The organism is Streptomyces sp. NPDC026062, assembly GCF_055568375.1.
Genome location: NZ_JBVHOQ010000024.1, coordinates 86,981 through 102,886 on the forward strand (window position 1 = coordinate 86,981; position 15,906 = coordinate 102,886).

At 71.2% G+C, this 15,906-nt stretch carries 12 protein-coding genes; 8 read left to right on the forward strand and 4 right to left on the reverse strand.

What is annotated here, in order from left to right; translation table 11 throughout:
• Positions 1-104: 104 nt before the first annotated feature.
• The 3 genes from ACZ4LX_RS22305 to ACZ4LX_RS22315 are packed head-to-tail and all read left to right on the forward strand — an operon-like array spanning position 105 to position 2,475.
• Positions 105-1,373 carry an AAA family ATPase gene (locus ACZ4LX_RS22305; protein ID WP_467638064.1) on the forward strand — a complete coding sequence of 423 codons (1,269 nt, stop codon included), beginning with the start codon at positions 105-107 and terminating at the stop codon, positions 1,371-1,373.
• On the forward strand, positions 1,373-1,858 hold the full coding sequence (locus tag ACZ4LX_RS22310) for an RloB family protein (RefSeq protein ID WP_467638068.1): 486 nt from the start codon (positions 1,373-1,375) through the stop codon (positions 1,856-1,858). Before ACZ4LX_RS22305 ends, ACZ4LX_RS22310 begins: the two co-directional genes overlap by 1 nt.
• Positions 1,831-2,475 carry a YgjP family zinc-dependent metalloprotease gene (locus tag ACZ4LX_RS22315; RefSeq protein WP_467638071.1) on the forward strand — a complete coding sequence of 215 codons (645 nt, stop codon included), beginning with the start codon at positions 1,831-1,833 and terminating at the stop codon, positions 2,473-2,475. The genes ACZ4LX_RS22310 and ACZ4LX_RS22315 overlap by 28 nt, the downstream gene beginning before the upstream one ends.
• A 139-nt stretch (positions 2,476-2,614) precedes the next feature.
• On the opposite strand, the gene ACZ4LX_RS22320 is transcribed toward ACZ4LX_RS22315, so the two are convergent.
• Complete coding sequence (locus ACZ4LX_RS22320; RefSeq protein WP_467638074.1) at positions 2,615-4,150, reverse strand: substrate-binding domain-containing protein; 1,536 nt, start codon at positions 4,148-4,150, stop codon at positions 2,615-2,617.
• A gap of 261 nt (positions 4,151-4,411) precedes the next feature.
• On the opposite strand from ACZ4LX_RS22320, the gene ACZ4LX_RS22325 reads away from it, so the two are divergent.
• Together ACZ4LX_RS22325 and ACZ4LX_RS22330 are read left to right on the forward strand one after the other, a co-directional pair.
• The gene (locus ACZ4LX_RS22325) at positions 4,412-5,272 is read left to right on the forward strand and encodes a glycoside hydrolase family 19 protein (protein ID WP_467638634.1); all 861 of its coding nucleotides are present in this window, start codon (positions 4,412-4,414) and stop codon (positions 5,270-5,272) included.
• Between the two features lie 381 nt (positions 5,273-5,653).
• Positions 5,654-6,547: a glycoside hydrolase family 19 protein gene (locus ACZ4LX_RS22330; RefSeq protein WP_467638077.1), complete on the forward strand. Its 894-nt coding sequence runs from the start codon at positions 5,654-5,656 to the stop codon at positions 6,545-6,547.
• Positions 6,548-6,693: 146 nt separating this feature from the next.
• Here ACZ4LX_RS22330 and ACZ4LX_RS22335 read toward each other — a convergent pair whose 3' ends face one another.
• Complete coding sequence (locus tag ACZ4LX_RS22335) at positions 6,694-8,253, reverse strand: helix-turn-helix domain-containing protein (RefSeq protein ID WP_467651002.1); 1,560 nt, start codon at positions 8,251-8,253, stop codon at positions 6,694-6,696.
• Between the two features lie 416 nt (positions 8,254-8,669).
• On the opposite strand from ACZ4LX_RS22335, the gene dnaN reads away from it, so the two are divergent.
• On the forward strand, positions 8,670-9,794 hold the full coding sequence (gene dnaN / locus ACZ4LX_RS22340; protein ID WP_467650973.1) for a DNA polymerase III subunit beta: 1,125 nt from the start codon (positions 8,670-8,672) through the stop codon (positions 9,792-9,794).
• A 90-nt stretch (positions 9,795-9,884) separates the two neighbouring features.
• Here the strand turns inward: dnaN and ACZ4LX_RS22345 are convergent, their stop codons facing one another.
• Both ACZ4LX_RS22345 and ACZ4LX_RS22350 read right to left on the reverse strand, forming a co-directional pair.
• Complete coding sequence (locus ACZ4LX_RS22345) at positions 9,885-11,873, reverse strand: Ig-like domain repeat protein (RefSeq protein ID WP_467650974.1); 1,989 nt, start codon at positions 11,871-11,873, stop codon at positions 9,885-9,887.
• Positions 11,874-12,100: 227 nt separating this feature from the next.
• Positions 12,101-12,793 carry a hypothetical protein gene (locus ACZ4LX_RS22350; protein ID WP_467650975.1) on the reverse strand — a complete coding sequence of 231 codons (693 nt, stop codon included), beginning with the start codon at positions 12,791-12,793 and terminating at the stop codon, positions 12,101-12,103.
• 347 nt (positions 12,794-13,140) lie between these two features.
• Between ACZ4LX_RS22350 and ACZ4LX_RS22355 the strand changes: the two genes are divergently transcribed.
• Positions 13,141-14,574, forward strand: a complete 1,434-nt coding sequence (locus ACZ4LX_RS22355; RefSeq protein WP_467650976.1) for a DUF4331 domain-containing protein — start codon at positions 13,141-13,143, stop codon at positions 14,572-14,574.
• A 29-nt stretch (positions 14,575-14,603) separates the two neighbouring features.
• Complete coding sequence (locus ACZ4LX_RS22360) at positions 14,604-15,881, forward strand: tetratricopeptide repeat protein (protein WP_467721260.1); 1,278 nt, start codon at positions 14,604-14,606, stop codon at positions 15,879-15,881.
• Positions 15,882-15,906: the final 25 nt, after the last annotated feature.

Below are 15,906 nucleotides of genomic sequence, written 5' to 3' on the forward strand. Positions count from 1 at the left end.
GCGGCGGTGGCCGGCGGGCACGACCTGCCGGCCACCGCCGCATTCCGCACCCGCATACGTGGGCGGGATGGTGTGACTAATGTGTCCGCCATGAAGGAGCCAGGATGCTGCTGAGATTCCGGGTGGCGAACGTCCGGTCACTGCGCGATGAGCAGGAACTGTCGTTCGTCGCGTCCGAGGGGAGCGAGAGGGAGCGGGCCGCGGCACGCGAACTCGCCCTTTCCGACGGCAGCCGTCTCCCCGTCCACACCGTTGTCGGTGTCTTCGGAGCCAATGCCTCCGGCAAGTCCAATGTGATCGCCGCGCTGAAGAACATGAAGCACGCGGTCCTGCGCTCCTACGCCGAATGGACGTCCTACGACGGCATCCCCCGGGACGAGTTCGCTCTCGACCCCGAGGCCGCGGCCGAGACCTCTCTGTACGAGGCGGACTTCGTCCTCGGTGACGGCATCCGCTGGACGTACGGATTCGAGCTCGGCGCCCGGCGGGTGGAGGCGGAATGGCTCTACGCCTACCCCAAGGGCCGCCGCCAGGTGTGGTTCGACCGGGACGCCGCCCGTGACAAGGTTTTCGACTTTCCCGGCGACCGGCTCCACGACCGCGCCCGCCTGGCCCGTACGACCCGGCAGGACGCCCTGCTCCTGACACGCGCCGCCAACGACGGTCACGAGCAGCTCACCCCGGTCTTCGACTGGTTCAAGAACAACCTCTGGGACGTCACCCCCGAGACCGAGCGCACCCAGCGCGAGGACTACACGGCCACGAAGCTTCTGCGGAACGAGGACTTCCGGCGCCGGGCCGAGGAACTGCTGCGGGTCGCCGATCTCGGTATCGCGGGGGTGGAGGTCGAGCGGTCCGAGTCCGGGCGCCCGGTCGTTCACCTCATCCACGCGAGCGGCGGGGAACGCACCGCGATGGACTGGTCCTCGGAGTCCTGGGGGACCCGCTCCTGGTTCGCCCTGATCGGTCCGCTCCTGCTCGCCCTCGACACGGGCGCCGTCCTGCTCGTCGACGAGTTGGACGCGAGCCTGCACCCGCGGTTCGCGGCAGAGGTCGTCCGTCTCTTCCAGGCGCCGTGGGTGAACCCCGAGGGCGCCCAGCTGGTCTTCACGGGCCACGATCCGTCCCTGCTGCGGACGCCCGGCGGCGGCCGGCTCCTGGAGCCGGGACAGCTCTGGCTCACGGAGAAGGACGAGCGCGGTGCGACGGAGCTGTCGTCGGTCGCCGACTGGGAGCCGACGGACGAGGAGGACCTCATGGCGTCGTATCTCGCCGGGTCCTTCGGCGCGGTGCCCAAGGTCTCCGAGGGCCAGATCGGGCGACGGCTGGCGCGGACGGATGACTTGGCGCGGATGGAGGCGGAAGAGGGCTGATGGCCAGGTCAAGGGGTGGGGACAGCGTTTCCCGCAAGAAGGGCGGCGGGAAGGGGCGTGCGAACCGCGCTCGCCAGGTGTACATCTTCACCGAGGGTGAGGTCACCGAGCCCCAGTACATCGACATCATCCTGAAGCACGGCACACCGGCGACACCGGGCCGCGGTGTGGATCACCACTTCGAGAACGAGAACGCCGTGGGCAAGCACCGGAAGCCCTACGCCATGGTCAAGGACGCCGTCCTCACGTTGCGCAAGGTCCGGCGCGAGGCCGAGGACGCGGGGCTGACGGCCAAGGACTGGAACTACCCCGAGGTATGGGTCCTCTTCGACCGCGACGACCACCTGAACATCCGCGAGGCCCGAGAGCTCGCGGACAAGGAGGGCATCAAGGTCGCCTACTCCCAGGGGGTGAGATCGGCAACGGCCGGATCGACTTCCTCCGCCCCGAGGACGGGGTGCTGGTCGTCGACGGCCGGGAGCTGAGGGTGCGGATCAGTCTCCGCCGCCGGCGCCTCGGTCTGACGGTCGAGCGGGACAGATCGCTCACGCTGAACGTGCCCAAGGGGTGTGCGGTCCGGCGGGCCGAGGACTTCGTACGTTCCAGTGCGGGCTGGATCGAGGCCAAGGCGCGCCTCAGCCAGGAGCGCCGGCAGCTCCACCCCACACGGTCCCTCAGGGACGGCGAGATCCACCGGTACCTGGGGCGGGACTACCGGATCCTCGTCGTCGACGACGCGCCGGACGAAGACCGGCCGACGCCCGCCGTCCGCCTCGTCGCGGGGCGGCTGAGGCTGGACGGAGGTGTCGCGGCAGATCCGGTGCTCGCGCGTGAGGCGCTCGCCGACTGGTACGGCCGGGCGGGGCAGCGCTGGATGCGGGGGCGGCTCCAGCCCTGGGCCGCTCGCATGGACCTTCCCGAACCGGCCGTGCGGGTGCGGGACCTGGGACACCGCTGGGGCAGCTACCGGGTCGGAGCGGCCGGTGACGGGACGATCTCCCTGCACTGGGTGGTCTTCCAGCTTCCGATGCACCTCGTCGACTACGTGGTGGCCCATGAACTGGCCCATGTCCGGGTTCCGGGGCACGGCCCCGACTACTGACGCCTCCTGGGCCGTGCGCTGCCGGAATGCCGTCGGCTGAAGACCGAGCTGGACGAGCTGGGGCGTCGTGTCTGGATGGGCGACCTCGGCTGACGCGGACCGGGCATGACGAGCGCCCGGCCCTGGCGTGTACACGGTCTCAGTCCTCCCCGCAGATCCGCAGTCCCTCCGGCGTCGCGCACGGCAGGTGGCCGTGGGTGCGGATGACGTCCTGGCCGCTGCCCCGGCCGAGGTAGGCGAGGAAGCTGGAGGCCAGCGAGTCGGCGGGCGGGCTGCCGTAGGTGTACGCGTACTCGATCTCCCGGTACGGGTAGCTGCTGGTGCCGATCGTGTCGACGGACGGGGTGGCGCCGTCGATGGCGATCTGGTGCGCCCCGGCCGGTTTGGTCCCGGTGCGCAGTTCGCTGTAGCCGATGGCGCCGTCGAGTCGGCCGACCTCGGCCAGGACCTGGTCGGTGGAGTCGAGTTCGCAGCGGATGACCGGGGCCTCGGGGTCGTCCTTCGTGGCGCAGTCGCGGGAGGACTGGGCGGGTTCGTTGCGGCCCAGGACGCGGCGCTGGAAGACCTCGCGGGTGCCGGAGTTGGCGTCCCGGCTGACCAGGAGCACGGGGAGGTCCGGGCCGCCGAGTTCCTTCCAGTTACGGATGTCGCCCCGGTACACGGCGCGGATCGCGGCGAGGGTGAGGTTCTTCAGCGGGACCTTGTCGTTGACGACCAGGCGGAAGAGCGAGACGGCGACGCGGTTCTCGCGCAGTTGCGGGAAGCCGCTCGGCTTCGGGCCGTCGGAGAGTGCGACGAGGGCGGGGGAGCCGGACCTCCCCGCCTCGGCGCCGCGTTCGGCCAGCTCCCTTATCCCGGCGGTGCTGCCGTGCGGGTCGACGATGACGGTGGCGCCGTCGCACGCCTTGCCGTACTTCTCCGCCAGTTCGTCCAGAACGGGCTCGAAGGCGGTGGAGCCGGTCACCGTCAGTTCGCCGCGGGCGCAGCCGATCGGGGGCGGGGTGTCGTCCCGGACCAGGATGATGGAGGCCAGGGTGATGACGCAGACGGTCAGGGCCACGGTGATGAACCGGGCGGCCCGGCCGAACAGCGGGGGCTTCTCGTCCGGCCGGGCGGCGGTGTTCGGCCGTACCTCGCCGTCGCGGATGCCGCCGGTGATCCGTACGGGGCTGCCCACGCGTGAACCGGTCAGCAGGACCAGGAGTTTGAAGTGCTCGCCCCGGTTGAGCGGGACGCGCGGCAGCCGGATCAGGGACCCGCTGCCGCGGAGTCCTTCGGACGGGGTGAAGTGGTCCATCAGGTGGTCGGCGCCCGGGGAGTGCGTGACGGCGATGCCACGCACCCGGCGATCGGTGAACTCGACCACCAGCCCGTGGAGTTGTCCGTCCGGTCCGGTGTAGTCCCCTCGGTCGACCGACTGCGAGCCGTCGTTCTCGACGCGGAGCAGGACGAGGGTGGCGTCGGCCATGTCCGGGGTCTCGTCGAAGAGTCCGAGCCGCACATTGGCCCGCGCCTGGCTGACCTCGCTGCCGATCGGGGTGTCCATCTGCACGCGGTACCCGATGCGCTTGCGGCGCGGCACGCGGCGTTCGTACCAGAGCACGCCCACGGAGGCGAGAACGCCCAGCACCGCGGTGAGCACGGCCACGATGTTCTCGGCGCTGAACCACTCCACGACCCGTTCCCCTGACTGTCGGACGCCCGTACGGGTGCGGGTCACCGTAGGCATCCCGGGGTGCGGGCGGTGGCGAGTACCGGGTTCCGTCGCCAGGTGTTCGCCCGCCGTTGGGGCAAAGGGTGGCTGGTCCAGACCTTGACAGGTCCAGACCAATCGGGATGGAGTGTCGGGATGCCCGGACGGCATGCCGGAGCCGGTTCGGGCGCCTTGTCGAAGGAGTGAGCAGCGCTGAACCGCATCAAGAGCCTTCTGACCGCACTGGGTGCCGCCGTCGCGACGGTGGCCCTTCTCCCCGCCCCCGCGAGCGCCGCCTCGCCCGCCCCTGTACCCGCCCCCGCGAACGCGTGCGCTCCCCTCTGGGACTCCTCGTCCGTCTACACGGCCGGCGGTACCGTCGCGCATCACGGCCGCAACTGGACGGCGAAGTGGTGGACCCGGAACGAGAACCCGGGCGCCGCCACCGTCTGGACCGACCGGGGCGCCTGTACGGGCGGGGTCTCCGACTTCGTCATCAGTGAGGCGGAGTTCGACGCGATCTTCCCGGAACGCGCCCCCTTCTACACGTACCAGGGTCTGATCGACGCCCTGCACGCCTATCCGCGGTTCGCCAACACCGGGACGGAGGCGACGAGGGGCCGGGAGGCCGCCGCGTTCCTGACGCATGCCGACTTCGAATCGGTCGGCCTGCGATACGTGAAGGAGATCAACGAGGCCAACTACTGGATCAAGTGCGACTACAGCCAGGTGTTCGGCTGCCCGGCCGGTCGGTCCGCGTACTACGGGCGGGGGCCGATCATGTTCAGCTGGAACTTCAACTACAAGGCGGCGGGCGACGCGCTGGGCCTGGATCTGCTGAACGATCCCTGGCTGGTGGAGCGGGATCCCTCGGTCGCCTGGCAGACCGCACTCTGGTACTGGAACACCCAGAACGGTCCCGGGACCATGACGTCGCACGACGCCATGGTCGGCGGCGCGGGCTTCGGTGAGACGATCCGGTCGCTCAACGGGGCGCTGGAGTGCGACGGCGGCAACCCTGCCTCGGTGCGGGCGCGGGTCGCGGCGTACGAGCGCATCGCGGGCGTCGTGGATGTGGACCCCGGATCCCGGCTCACTTGCTGACGAAGGCCGACGGGATCCGCTGGGCGCGATGCGTGCCGATGAACGCTGGGGAAATTGACAGTGCATCAAGGTGTGGGTCCTGAACGGCGATACGGCCGCACCGCTGCGGTGTCCCGCATGCTGGACGGGTCCGAAGGTTTTACCTTCGGGCCCGTCGTCGTTTCCCCGCGTGATCCGTGTCGACCCCCCTCGGGATACGCCCTGTTGGGGGACGCCGGGGCGTGGCGGGGCCGGTGTTCGGGTGTGCCGGGACCGTGTGATGGGAAGGTTTCCTCACGATGGTCTAGACCTTGACAGGTCCAGACCATCCCGCTTGAGTGACGGAACCCCCCATGGCGGCGCACCGATGAGCTCGGTGCGCCGCGCCGAAGGAGTGCTCACATGATCAAACGCGTCATGGGCCTGCTCGCCGCGCTGAGCGCGGTCGTCGCCACGATCGTCGTCCTTCCCGCCACCACCGCGTCGGCGGCCGAGTGCGCGGCAGCCTGGAACTCCTCGTCCGTCTATACGGGCGGCGGCGCAGCCTCGTACAACGGGCACAACTGGACCGCCAAGTGGTGGACCCAGAACGAGACCCCCGGCAGCTCCGACGTCTGGGCCGACCAGGGCAGCTGCGGAGGCGGCGGCACCAACCCGGGTGAGCCGGGCTCGTCCGACGGATTCGTCGTCAGCGAGGCCCAGTTCAACCAGATGTTCCCGGGCCGCAACTCGTTCTACACGTACAGCGGTCTGACCGCCGCCCTGAGCGCCTACCCGGGCTTCGCCAACACCGGCAGCGACACGGTGAAGAAGCAGGAGGCCGCGGCCTTCCTCGCCAACGTCAGCCATGAGACGGGCGGTCTGGTGTACGTGGTCGAGCAGAACACGGCCAACTACCCGCACTACTGCGACACCAGCCAGTCCTACGGCTGTCCGGCCGGTACGGCCGCGTACTACGGGCGGGGCCCGATCCAGCTCAGCTGGAACTTCAACTACAAGGCGGCCGGTGACGCGCTCGGCATCGATCTGCTGGGCAACCCCTATCTGGTCGAGCAGAACGCGTCCGTGGCCTGGAAGACCGGCCTCTGGTACTGGAACACCCAGAACGGACCCGGCACCATGACGGCCCACAACGCCATGGTGAACGGTGCCGGATTCGGCGAGACGATCCGCTCCATCAACGGCTCCCTGGAGTGCAACGGCGGCAACCCCGCCCAGGTCCAGAGCCGGATCGACAAGTACCAGGCCTTCGTCCAGATCCTCGGCACCACGGCCGGATCGAACCTCAGCTGCTGACCGGCCCGACTCCTCCGCAGCGGGGGGGGGGGGGGGGGGCCCCCCCCCCCCGCCCCCCCCCCCCCCCCCGCCCCCCCCCCCCCCCGCCCCGCCGCCCCCCCCCCCCCCCCCCCCCCCCCCCCCCCCCCCCCCCCCCCCCGCTGCGGTCATCCGCCGTCCGCGAGGTCCTGCGCCCGGAACGCCAGCCACAGGTCGTAGCGGGCACTCGGCGTGCGCAGGAGCGAGCGCTGGAGCACGCTCTCCAGCCGGGTCAGCCGCTTGCGCACCCCGGGCACGGAGATGCCCAGCGCGGCCGCGGCCGGCGCGAGCTGGGCCTCGCACGCCAGCCAGGTACGGAGCGTGGTGTACGGATCCGCCGGGCCGCCGGTCTCCCCCGGGGCGCCGAGCGGCCGCAGCTGCTGCGCCGCCCAGGAACGGACCGCCGGCAGACGCAGGATCTCGTCCAGCGAGCGCACCGGCTCCCACGAGCGCACCGGTTCCCTCGGGCGCACGGGCTCTGTCGGGCGCACCGGCTCCGGCGGAGCTCCGGACTGCCCGGACAGCGCGTGCCCCGGCATTCCGTGCCTCTTCGGGGCGGGCCTGGGCAGGGCGGGCGTGGCGCGGATGCGCAGCGCCAGATCGAGCGCGGACTGGTCGGCGACCTTGTCCAGGTCCAGTTCCAGCAGTTCGCCGATCAGCCGCAGCCGCGCCGCCAGGGTGTTGCGGTGGATCTTCAGGTGGTCGGTCGCGTGCGAGGAGAACGCGAGCCAGGAGGTGAGCGTCGCCGCCAGTTCCTGGCTGCCCGGGTCCTGGCCGCGGCGCGGCAGATGGGTCAGCAGCGGGGCCAGCAGCGCGTCCGCCCACCGGGCGCCTTCGGCACCGGCCACCAGGGCGAGTTCGGGGGCCGAGCCGAAGTGCGCGTGCCGCTCCGGAAGGCCCCGCGCCACGGCGAGCGCGTGGAACGCCTGGCGGTAGGCGGTCGCCGTGTCGGCCAGTGTCACGTCCTCGCTGACGCCGACGACGCAGCCGTCCACCACCGAGGCGACCCGCGGGCCGAGTCCCCCGTCCGCCTGCCCGGGGGCCGCCGGGACGATGAGGATCAGATGGCGTGCGTACACCGGGCACCGCACGATCCAGGACCGCCCGCCGGAGAGGTCGGTGCAGACGCGGGCCACCTCGTCGCGGTCGGGCCCCGGGCACTCGACGACACAGACCCGCACCGGGTCCGGCAGGCTGGGCTTCAGCGCGCCCGCGACCTGGTGCGCGATCGACAGCTGGCCGGTCATCAGCAGATGCAGGACCGCTTCCCGGCCCCGGGACTCCGCCAGATCGACGCGACGGCGTTTGCGCTCGACGGTCTCGGCCGCCCAGCACATGGCCAGCGGCAGGGCCGCGTCGGCGAGGAGCGTGGCCAGCCCTTCGGGAAGCGGGCGCCTGCCGACCACGGCGAGTACGGGCGCGGGGACGTCGGGCGGTACTTCCAGGGTGAACAACAGCGCGGTGTGCGCCCCCCTGTCGAGGGAGAAGGAGCGGGCTCCGCGTGCGGTCAGCTCCTTGGCGGACTCGGCCGCGAGGGCGGCCGATCCGGCGCTCGCCCGGTCGGGGGCTCTCGCCACGCCGTGCAGGACGGTGCCGTCACCGCCGAGCAGCCCCGCCCAGCCGTCCGCACGTCCCGACAGCCAGCGCAGCAGCTCCTGGGAGCCGCCCGACCGGGCCAGGCCGTGCATGCGTATGACGTCGTCCGCCCGACTCGGCGCGTGCACGCGCGTCGCCCCCGTCCCCTGTTGCCGTGGTCCCGTGTTGCCGTGGTCCCGTCAAAAAACCGGAGTGCAGCGTACCGGTTCGGCTGTGCGAACTGATACCCCTGCCCGACCACACCGTGCGAACTGATTCTTTCCCCCGCCTGCCCCCACGTCCTAGAGTCCGAACGCGGCTGCGGGCCTTTCGGGGGAGAGGTTCGGGGGACGGCGGCATCGGCTCACGGGGGTGGCCGCTGCCGCAGCCGCAGCCGCCTTCGTGCCGCGTTGGCGTCAGTCAGTGGTGGAGCCACAACCACCGGGACCTGAGTACCGGCATCAATGTCAGTGGTGCCCCTTAGCGTCGGATACCGGAGACGGTCGGCGCACAAGGAGAGGTCACCACCATGGAGTTCCGGATCGAACGCGGCGAGCTGGCGGACGCGGTGGCCTGGGCGGCCAGAGTGCTGCCGACGAGGTCACCCGTTCCCGTGCTGGGCGGTCTGCTGCTGGAGGCGGCGGACGGCAGGCTCAGCGTCTCCGGCCTCGATTACGAGGCGTCCGCCCGCATCGAGGTGCCGGCGGAGACCGCGCGGCCCGGCAGGGTGCTGGTCATGGGCCGCAGGCTGCTGGACGTGTGCCGGGTGCTGTCCGAGGGGGCGGTGGAGTGCGCGGTCGAGGGATCCCGGTTCACCGTGACGGGCAGCGGTGCCGGATTCGGTCTGTCGGTGCTGCCGCTCGACGACCATCCGGCCCTGCCGCCGCTGCCCGAGGTGCTCGGGGCCGTGGACGGGCAGGAGTTCGCGGATGCCGTCGCCGATGTGTCGGTGGCGGCGGGCCGGGACGACACCCTGCCCACGCTGACCGGGATCCGGCTGGCGCTCGACGGGGACCGGATGACTCTGGCGGCCACCGACCGGTACCGCTTCGCGGTCCGGAGGCTGGCGTGGAAGCCCGCGGCGGCGGACGTGTCGGCCGATGTCGTCGTCTCGGCCCGCCGGCTCAGCGAGATCGCCCGCTCCTTCGGCCGGGCGGGCCTGGTCAGCCTGGCGCTGGACAGTGGTTCGGCCGGCTTCGAGCTGGACGGGATGCGGACGACGGTCCGGCTGCTGGACGGCCGGCTCCCGCGCCACGACAAGCTGTTCACGCTCTCGGACCCGATGACGGCGGTGACCGAGCGCGAACCCCTGGTGGAGGCCGTGAAGCGGGTCTCGGTCGTGGCGGACGGGGGCAGCCCGCTCCACTTCGTCTTCGGCGAGGGCTCGGTGCTGCTCCAGGCCGGTTACGAGGACGATGTGGCGTCCCAGCGGCTGCCCGCCGAGCTGGCGGGCGCCCAGGAGCTGACGGTCGCGTTCAACCCCTCGTATCTGATGGACGCGCTGTCCACCTTCGACACCCCGGTCGTCCGGTTCCGGCTGATGGGCCCCGGCCAGCGCGCCATGGTCACCGGGCATGAGGACCGGGAGGCGGCGGCGGGCGCCGATGAGCCGTCCCACCAGCACCTGCTCATGTCGGTCAAGCCGCTGATGTAGGGCGCTGCCCGCCTGCGGGCCGGTCCCACGACGTCCGGCCGCGGGACCGGACCGCATACGTCCGGTCCCGCAGCGGGGCGGCCTGCCCGGTTACTTGGTGAAGTAGAAGTACTTCCAGGCGCCGTGGGTCGTCGAGTTCACGTTGTCACCCGACGAGTCGTTCACGTACGAGGCACGGACCCGCATCCGGTAACCCGTCTCGTGCGTGCCCTCCAGCGTCACGATGGAGCCGGCGGTGCCGAGCTTGAAGTACTGCGAGCCCGCGTCGTACCACTTGCCCGCGTAGTAGAGCTGCAGGGAGAGCAGGTGGCTGCGGTTCTTGTAGTACGTCATCTTCGTCGTGAAGACCGGGTTGGTCTTCTTGTGGAAGTACGCGTACGTGGTGGAGCCGATCTTGACGTTCTTGTACTGCTTGGAGATGGTCGTCGAGACCGCCACCTTGGCGTACGCCGTGGACGTGACCGTCCTGGGCGCGTAGCGGCCGTCGCCCTTGAAGACGGCGGTCACGGTGGTGTCCCGGGTCATGTCGACCGTGGTGGACAGATTGCCCTTGGAGTTGACCTTGCCGGTCTTCACCAGCTTCTTGGGCTTGTCCGCGCCGAACGGGTCCACCCACAGCTCGACGGTGCGGTTCTTGTACGTCGTGCCGAGGTGCGCGGTGAACGACACGTCGGTGCCGTACGCGTACAGCGCCTTGTTGCGGTTCAGGGACAGCGAGGTGGCCGCACGGGAGACGGCGACCTTGTCGCTGCCCGACCCGGGGGAGTGGGTGGCGTCTCCCGCGTACGACACCTTGTACGTGACCGTGCCGCCCGCGGGCGGCGTGTCGATGAAGTGGAACGCGCCGTCCGGCTTCAGCGCCACCGGGGGCAGGGTCTTGGCCTGGGGCGATTCGAGGTCGATACGCGTCACCGTGGCCGTGGCACCCGCGGTGAACGGGGCGTTCGACGCCGCCATGCCGGTGACCATGAGCTTCTTGCCGCGCTTCGTCTTCGCCGGGGCGTTGACGGTGACCGTGGTCACGGACCGGTTGGGGTCGGTGAGCACCCGCAGGGAGCGCTCGCCGTAGCTGTTTTCCGTGACGGCGAACAGCCGGCTGCTGTCCGGCGCCCAGGCCAGCCCTGCCGGAGCCAGGGTGTCCGAACCGCTGGAGTTCCCGGTGTTGGGGAACTCGTACGTCCGCACGGGCTTGGCGGTGACGCCCGGTTTGTACACGTAGACATCCGGGTCGTACCAGGCGAAGATGCCGGCCGCGACCGTCCCGTCCGGGGCGATGTCGATGGCGTTGGGGTACGCGTCGGACGGGTACGCGATGTCGGGCGCGAGGTCCGAGGTCCGGTACGCCTGGTGCTTGTACGGGGCGCCGCTGGCCACCACGACCTGGGTGCCGTCCGGGCTGAGCGCGAGGTCGCCCAGATTGCTCCCGTCGGCGCGGGTGAACGCGGTCCGGGTGGCCGTGCCCGAGGACACGTCGTACGTCGCCAGTTCCGTCGGGCTCTGGCCCTCGATGCCGGCCGCCAGCACGTCGGGTGCGCCCGGCGCGGAGGCCAGGGTGGGCGCCGCGTACCAGGTGCCGTCCGTCTCCTGGCCCAGGCTCACGACCGGCTCGGCGCCGGTCAGGTCGAGCGAGCCGATCTGGCCGGCGCCGCCCGAGCCGTAGCCGAACCAGAGCTTTCCGCCCGCGAGCGCGGGGTGCTTGGGGCCCGTGCCGCTGCCGGTGTCGTACCGGGCGGACTCCGTGAGCGCGGTGGTGTCGATCGTGACGATGGCGTCGGCGCCCGGCACCGCGGCGTAGAGCGTGGCCGAGTCGGCGGACAGGTCGAGCCCGGTCACTCCGGGAAGCGACGGGACCTTCGCGACGACCGCACCGCTGTAGTCGGTGACGACGACCTGGCCGCCGGTCGGGTCGCTGATGAAGACGTGCTTGTTCACGCCGTCGGTGACGATGTCGCCGAAGGACGTGACAGGAAGGAGCTTGCTGGAGTCGGCGGCGGCGGGGCCGGCCGCACCGCCGACCAGGACGACCGAACTGAAGAGGACCGCGAGCGAGGTCGCGGCGGAGATTCTTCGTGTACGCATGATGATGACGTCTACCCCCACGGTAAAGGGGCCGCGTGACACCCGTAGATGGGACCGGGGCGCGGCCGAGGACCGTAGGTTATGCCATGGACTTCACAGGACGTGCACATATACCGGCCGGATGCCGACGGCCCGAACAGGCCGGAGCCCGGCCGGTCCCCCGAAAGGGGATCAGTCCGGACACCGGCCCGTGAACAGGGGTGTTCGAGCGCGGGGGCCGGTACGGATCAGAGGCCGGGGAAGCCGGTCGGCGTCCGGCCCGGGATGTAGTCGAAGTTCGGGGTGAGGGTGCCGAGCAGGCTGCCGACGCGCGGCCCCTCGGCGCCGGTCACCTCGGCGAACATCTGCGACGCCTCGGCCGTGATGCGGAACGGCACCTTCTCCAGGCGGAAGCCGGTGGGGCTCGGGCGGGCACCGAGCAGGGCCTCGGCGGGGGTCGTGTCCGCGACCATCAGCTCGTCGGCGCGCGGCACACCGTCCACCGTGACACCCGCCGAGTAGCCGGGCGACGGCATCACACGGATGTAGGTGGGCTTCAGCGTGATGGTCTTGTCGGAGGCCGCGTTGTGGAAGTTGAGACCGCCGGGGTAGAAGATCCGCCCCTGCGAGTCGAGGCCGTCCCCTGCCGTCGAGCCGATCGGCATGGAGAAGCTCCGGCCGTCCGGGGCCATCGCGAACGGGCTGATGGCGTTCAGCGTGATGCCGTTGTCCCGCATCCAGACCAGCAGTTCGTCGCTGAGCTCGACGTCGGCGTCACCCCACGGGGAGATGTACACGCCGGGGAACGGGTCGGCCGCGGCCGCCGTGCGGGTGGCCGGGGCCTGGGTGTCGGTCGCTCCGGCGTTCGCCATGCCGAACGGCACGGACAGGGCGGCAATTGCGGCGAGAACGGTGAGGCGGCGGATCGCGCGCATATTCATGAAACCTTCCAGGTCTGATGAAGCGTGGGGGGATTGCGGACGCGAGGGTCCGGAAGAGGCCAACAGGTTTTGGACAGCCTGAAGTTGACGGCACAGCGGCATGCTGCGACCGTGTGGGACTGCCTGCCGGACATGTCCATTCATGCATACATGTGCGCATGATCAAACCGCGCCTCACCTGTTCGATGGAAACCACCACGCGTTCGGGTCTGAGCGGCGCGGTGAATCCTCCTCCTGATCGACAACGCACCACTCTGGTCGCGTCCCGCACCCGAGCACCGGAGCGCCGCATGTCCACAACTGACCATCGGACAAACAGTTTTCCGCGCCGATCACCACGCGGACGCATGGCCGTACTGGCGGCCACGGCCGTCGCGCTGACCACCGCATCCCTCTGGGGACCCCTGACCGGAAGCAGTGAGGCGGGCGGTCATATCGACGCACCGTCGGCGCTGACGGACACCGCGGCCGACCTCACCGACGTCTACGCGTTCAGCAGCCCCGACAACCCGGACATGGTCACCCTGATCGCGAACGTCCGGCCGTTCGAGCTGCCGGGAACGGCCGCCAACGCACTCGTCGACTACCCGTTCGCGACCGGTGCGCGGTACGAGATCCACACCGACGCCGACGGGGACGGGGCACCCGACACCACGTACCGCTGGACGTTCAGGGACGACGACCGGCGTCCCTTCGGGCTGGGCCCCAAGGTCGGTCCGGAGCCGGTGACTTCACTGGACGACCGCTCGCTCGGGGTGCGCCAGAAGTACAGCCTGGAACGGGTCACGGCCGACGGTACGCAGACGCTGCTGAGCGACGCCATCGCGGCGCCCACCCACACCGGCCGGCTCCTGATGCCCGACTACGGCAAGCTGCGCACCCAGGCGACCCGTGAACTCCCTGGCGGCGGCCGGACGCTGGCCGGTCAGGTGGCGGATTCCTTCAAGGCGGACACCCAGGTGTTCGGCCTCTACACGGTCGGCACGCGTGGCCCCGTCCCCGGCTGGCTGCCGGACGCCCAGCCGCTGTCCGCGCTCAACGTCAACAGCCTGATCATCCAGGTGCCCAAGCGCGAGGTGGCGCTGAACGGCGACCCCGCACGCAATCCGGTGATCGGAGTCTGGGCCGCGGTCTCCCGGCAGGGAGCCGACCTGCGGCGCGGCCTGGCCGAGCAGGCCCCCGCCTTCCGGCAGGTCTCGCGCCACGGCAACCCGCACGTGGCGTTCGCCGTGTACGGATCCACCGTCGGCCTCTCCGAGCCGGGCGGGCCCGAGGACCGGTTCCAGGCACGTGCGCCGAAGGACGATCATCTGGAGGCCGGTTTCCTGGCCGACACCCTCGATCCCGTACCGCCCCACCGCATCGAGACCGCCCAGGGGTTCAAGGCACCGGCCACGCCGCGTACCGACATCCAGGCCCTGTTCCTGAAAGGCATCGGCAAGGACAACGGATCGAAGTTCGGCTTCGACCTGAACACCCACACCATGAACGCGGACGCCGACCCGGCCCGCATCGTGATGGCCGAGGAGCTGCGGCTGAACCTGATGACGCCGGTCACCGCCGCACCGCGCGCCATGGGTGTGGTCGACGGAGACCCGCAGGGCTTCCCCAACGGGCGGCGCCTCAACGACAACATCGACGGCCCCCTGCTGCGCATGCTGGAGGGCGAGCCCGCCCAGCCGTCGCCGCCGGGGCTGCTGCCGAAGCCGGTGGCCGCGCTGGAGGTCGCCGACGCGCAGAGCACGTTCCCCTACCTCAACCTCCCGCACGCGGGCCCGTGAGGCGTCCGCTCTGCGCGGCGGGCGGAGCGGTGGCCGTCGCCGGGTGCCTGGCCGGACTGTTGTCCCTCGGCCCCGCCGACGGCCCCCGCCCGATGACCACGGCTCCGCAGGCCGGCGTCCCTGCCGCCGTTCCACAGGCCGGTGAAGGGCCGTCCGGGGCCGCGAACCTCGCGGTCGCCACCGCCCGCGCCCGCACGGAACGCTTTCCGGACGACCCCGCCGCCTGGTCGGACCTGGCGCGTGCCGAGGCCGAACAGGCGCGGATCACGCTCGACGCGGGCCCTCTCGACGCGGCCGACCGCGCGCTGAGCAGATCCCTGTCGCTGCGACGCGAGGACAACTACGCCGCGGTGACGGGGCAGGGAGTGGTGGCCAACGCCCGCCACGCGTTCGCCCGGGGCCGCGACTTCGGGCTCCGCGCGACCCGGATGGCGCCGGACCGCCCGGACGCCTACGCCGTACTGGCCGACGCGCAGATCCAGCTCGGCGACTACCCGGCGGCCAGGAGAGCCGTACAGCGGCTGCTGGACATCGCCCCGGCGGGTGCCGCCTACAGCAGGGCGGCGTACGACCTGGAGACCAACGGCAGACCCGAGGACGCCGCGATCGCCCTCCAGCGAGCCGTGGACAGCGCGGCCACCTCGGACGAACGGGCATTCGCCGAGGCCAGGCTGGGTGAGCTGGCGTGGTCGCAGGGTGCGGTGGACCGGGCGGAGCGGCACTTCCGGCTCGCGGTGGACGCCGTACCCGGTCACCCGTACGGGGAATCCGGGCTGGCCCGGGTCTGCGCCGCGCGCGGCGACACGGCGAAGGCCCTGGACATGTACCGGGAACTGACCGGGCGGACACCGCTGCCCCAGTTCCTGGCGGAGGCCGTGGAACTGGGCGGGGAGGACGGCGCCCGGGTCCGCACCGAGCGGGCGGCGCTGGACGCGCAGGTACGGCTGCTGCGGGTGTCGGGCGGTCCGGTCGATCCGCATCTCGCTCTGTACGTCGCCGATCACGGAGATCCGGACATCGCCGTGGAGCTCATGCGGGGCGAGTGGACACGCGCGCGGAGCGTCGTCGTCGCCGATGCGCTGGGATGGGCGCTGCACCGCGCGGGGCACGATTCCGAGGCTCTCGGTTATGCCCGCAAGGCCGCCCGGACGGGCTGGGACAACGCGCTCTTCCGCTACCACCGAGGCGTGATCGAGCGCGCCCTCGGACTGCCCGACGGCGACCGCCATCTGCGCGAGGCGCTTGCTCTGAACCCGCACTTCTCCCCGTACCACGCGCTGTTGGCGCGACGTCTGCTGAAGACCTGAAGCAACACGAGCCGAACAGAACCGA

What these genes read in the sequence shown, in the direction of transcription:
- ACZ4LX_RS22305 (WP_467638064.1), top strand. Translation starts at nt 105, where the DNA reads ATGCTGCTGAGATTCCGGGTGGCGAACGTCCGGTCACTGCGCGATGAG.
- ACZ4LX_RS22310 (WP_467638068.1), top strand. Translation starts at nt 1,373, where the DNA reads ATGGCCAGGTCAAGGGGTGGGGACAGCGTTTCCCGCAAGAAGGGCGGC.
- ACZ4LX_RS22330 (WP_467638077.1), top strand. Translation starts at nt 5,654, where the DNA reads ATGATCAAACGCGTCATGGGCCTGCTCGCCGCGCTGAGCGCGGTCGTC.
- ACZ4LX_RS22335 (WP_467651002.1), bottom strand. Translation starts at nt 8,253, where the DNA reads ATGCACGGCCTGGCCCGGTCGGGCGGCTCCCAGGAGCTGCTGCGCTGG.
- dnaN (WP_467650973.1), top strand. Translation starts at nt 8,670, where the DNA reads ATGGAGTTCCGGATCGAACGCGGCGAGCTGGCGGACGCGGTGGCCTGG.
- ACZ4LX_RS22345 (WP_467650974.1), bottom strand. Translation starts at nt 11,873, where the DNA reads ATGCGTACACGAAGAATCTCCGCCGCGACCTCGCTCGCGGTCCTCTTC.
- ACZ4LX_RS22350 (WP_467650975.1), bottom strand. Translation starts at nt 12,793, where the DNA reads ATGAATATGCGCGCGATCCGCCGCCTCACCGTTCTCGCCGCAATTGCC.
- ACZ4LX_RS22355 (WP_467650976.1), top strand. Translation starts at nt 13,141, where the DNA reads ATGGCCGTACTGGCGGCCACGGCCGTCGCGCTGACCACCGCATCCCTC.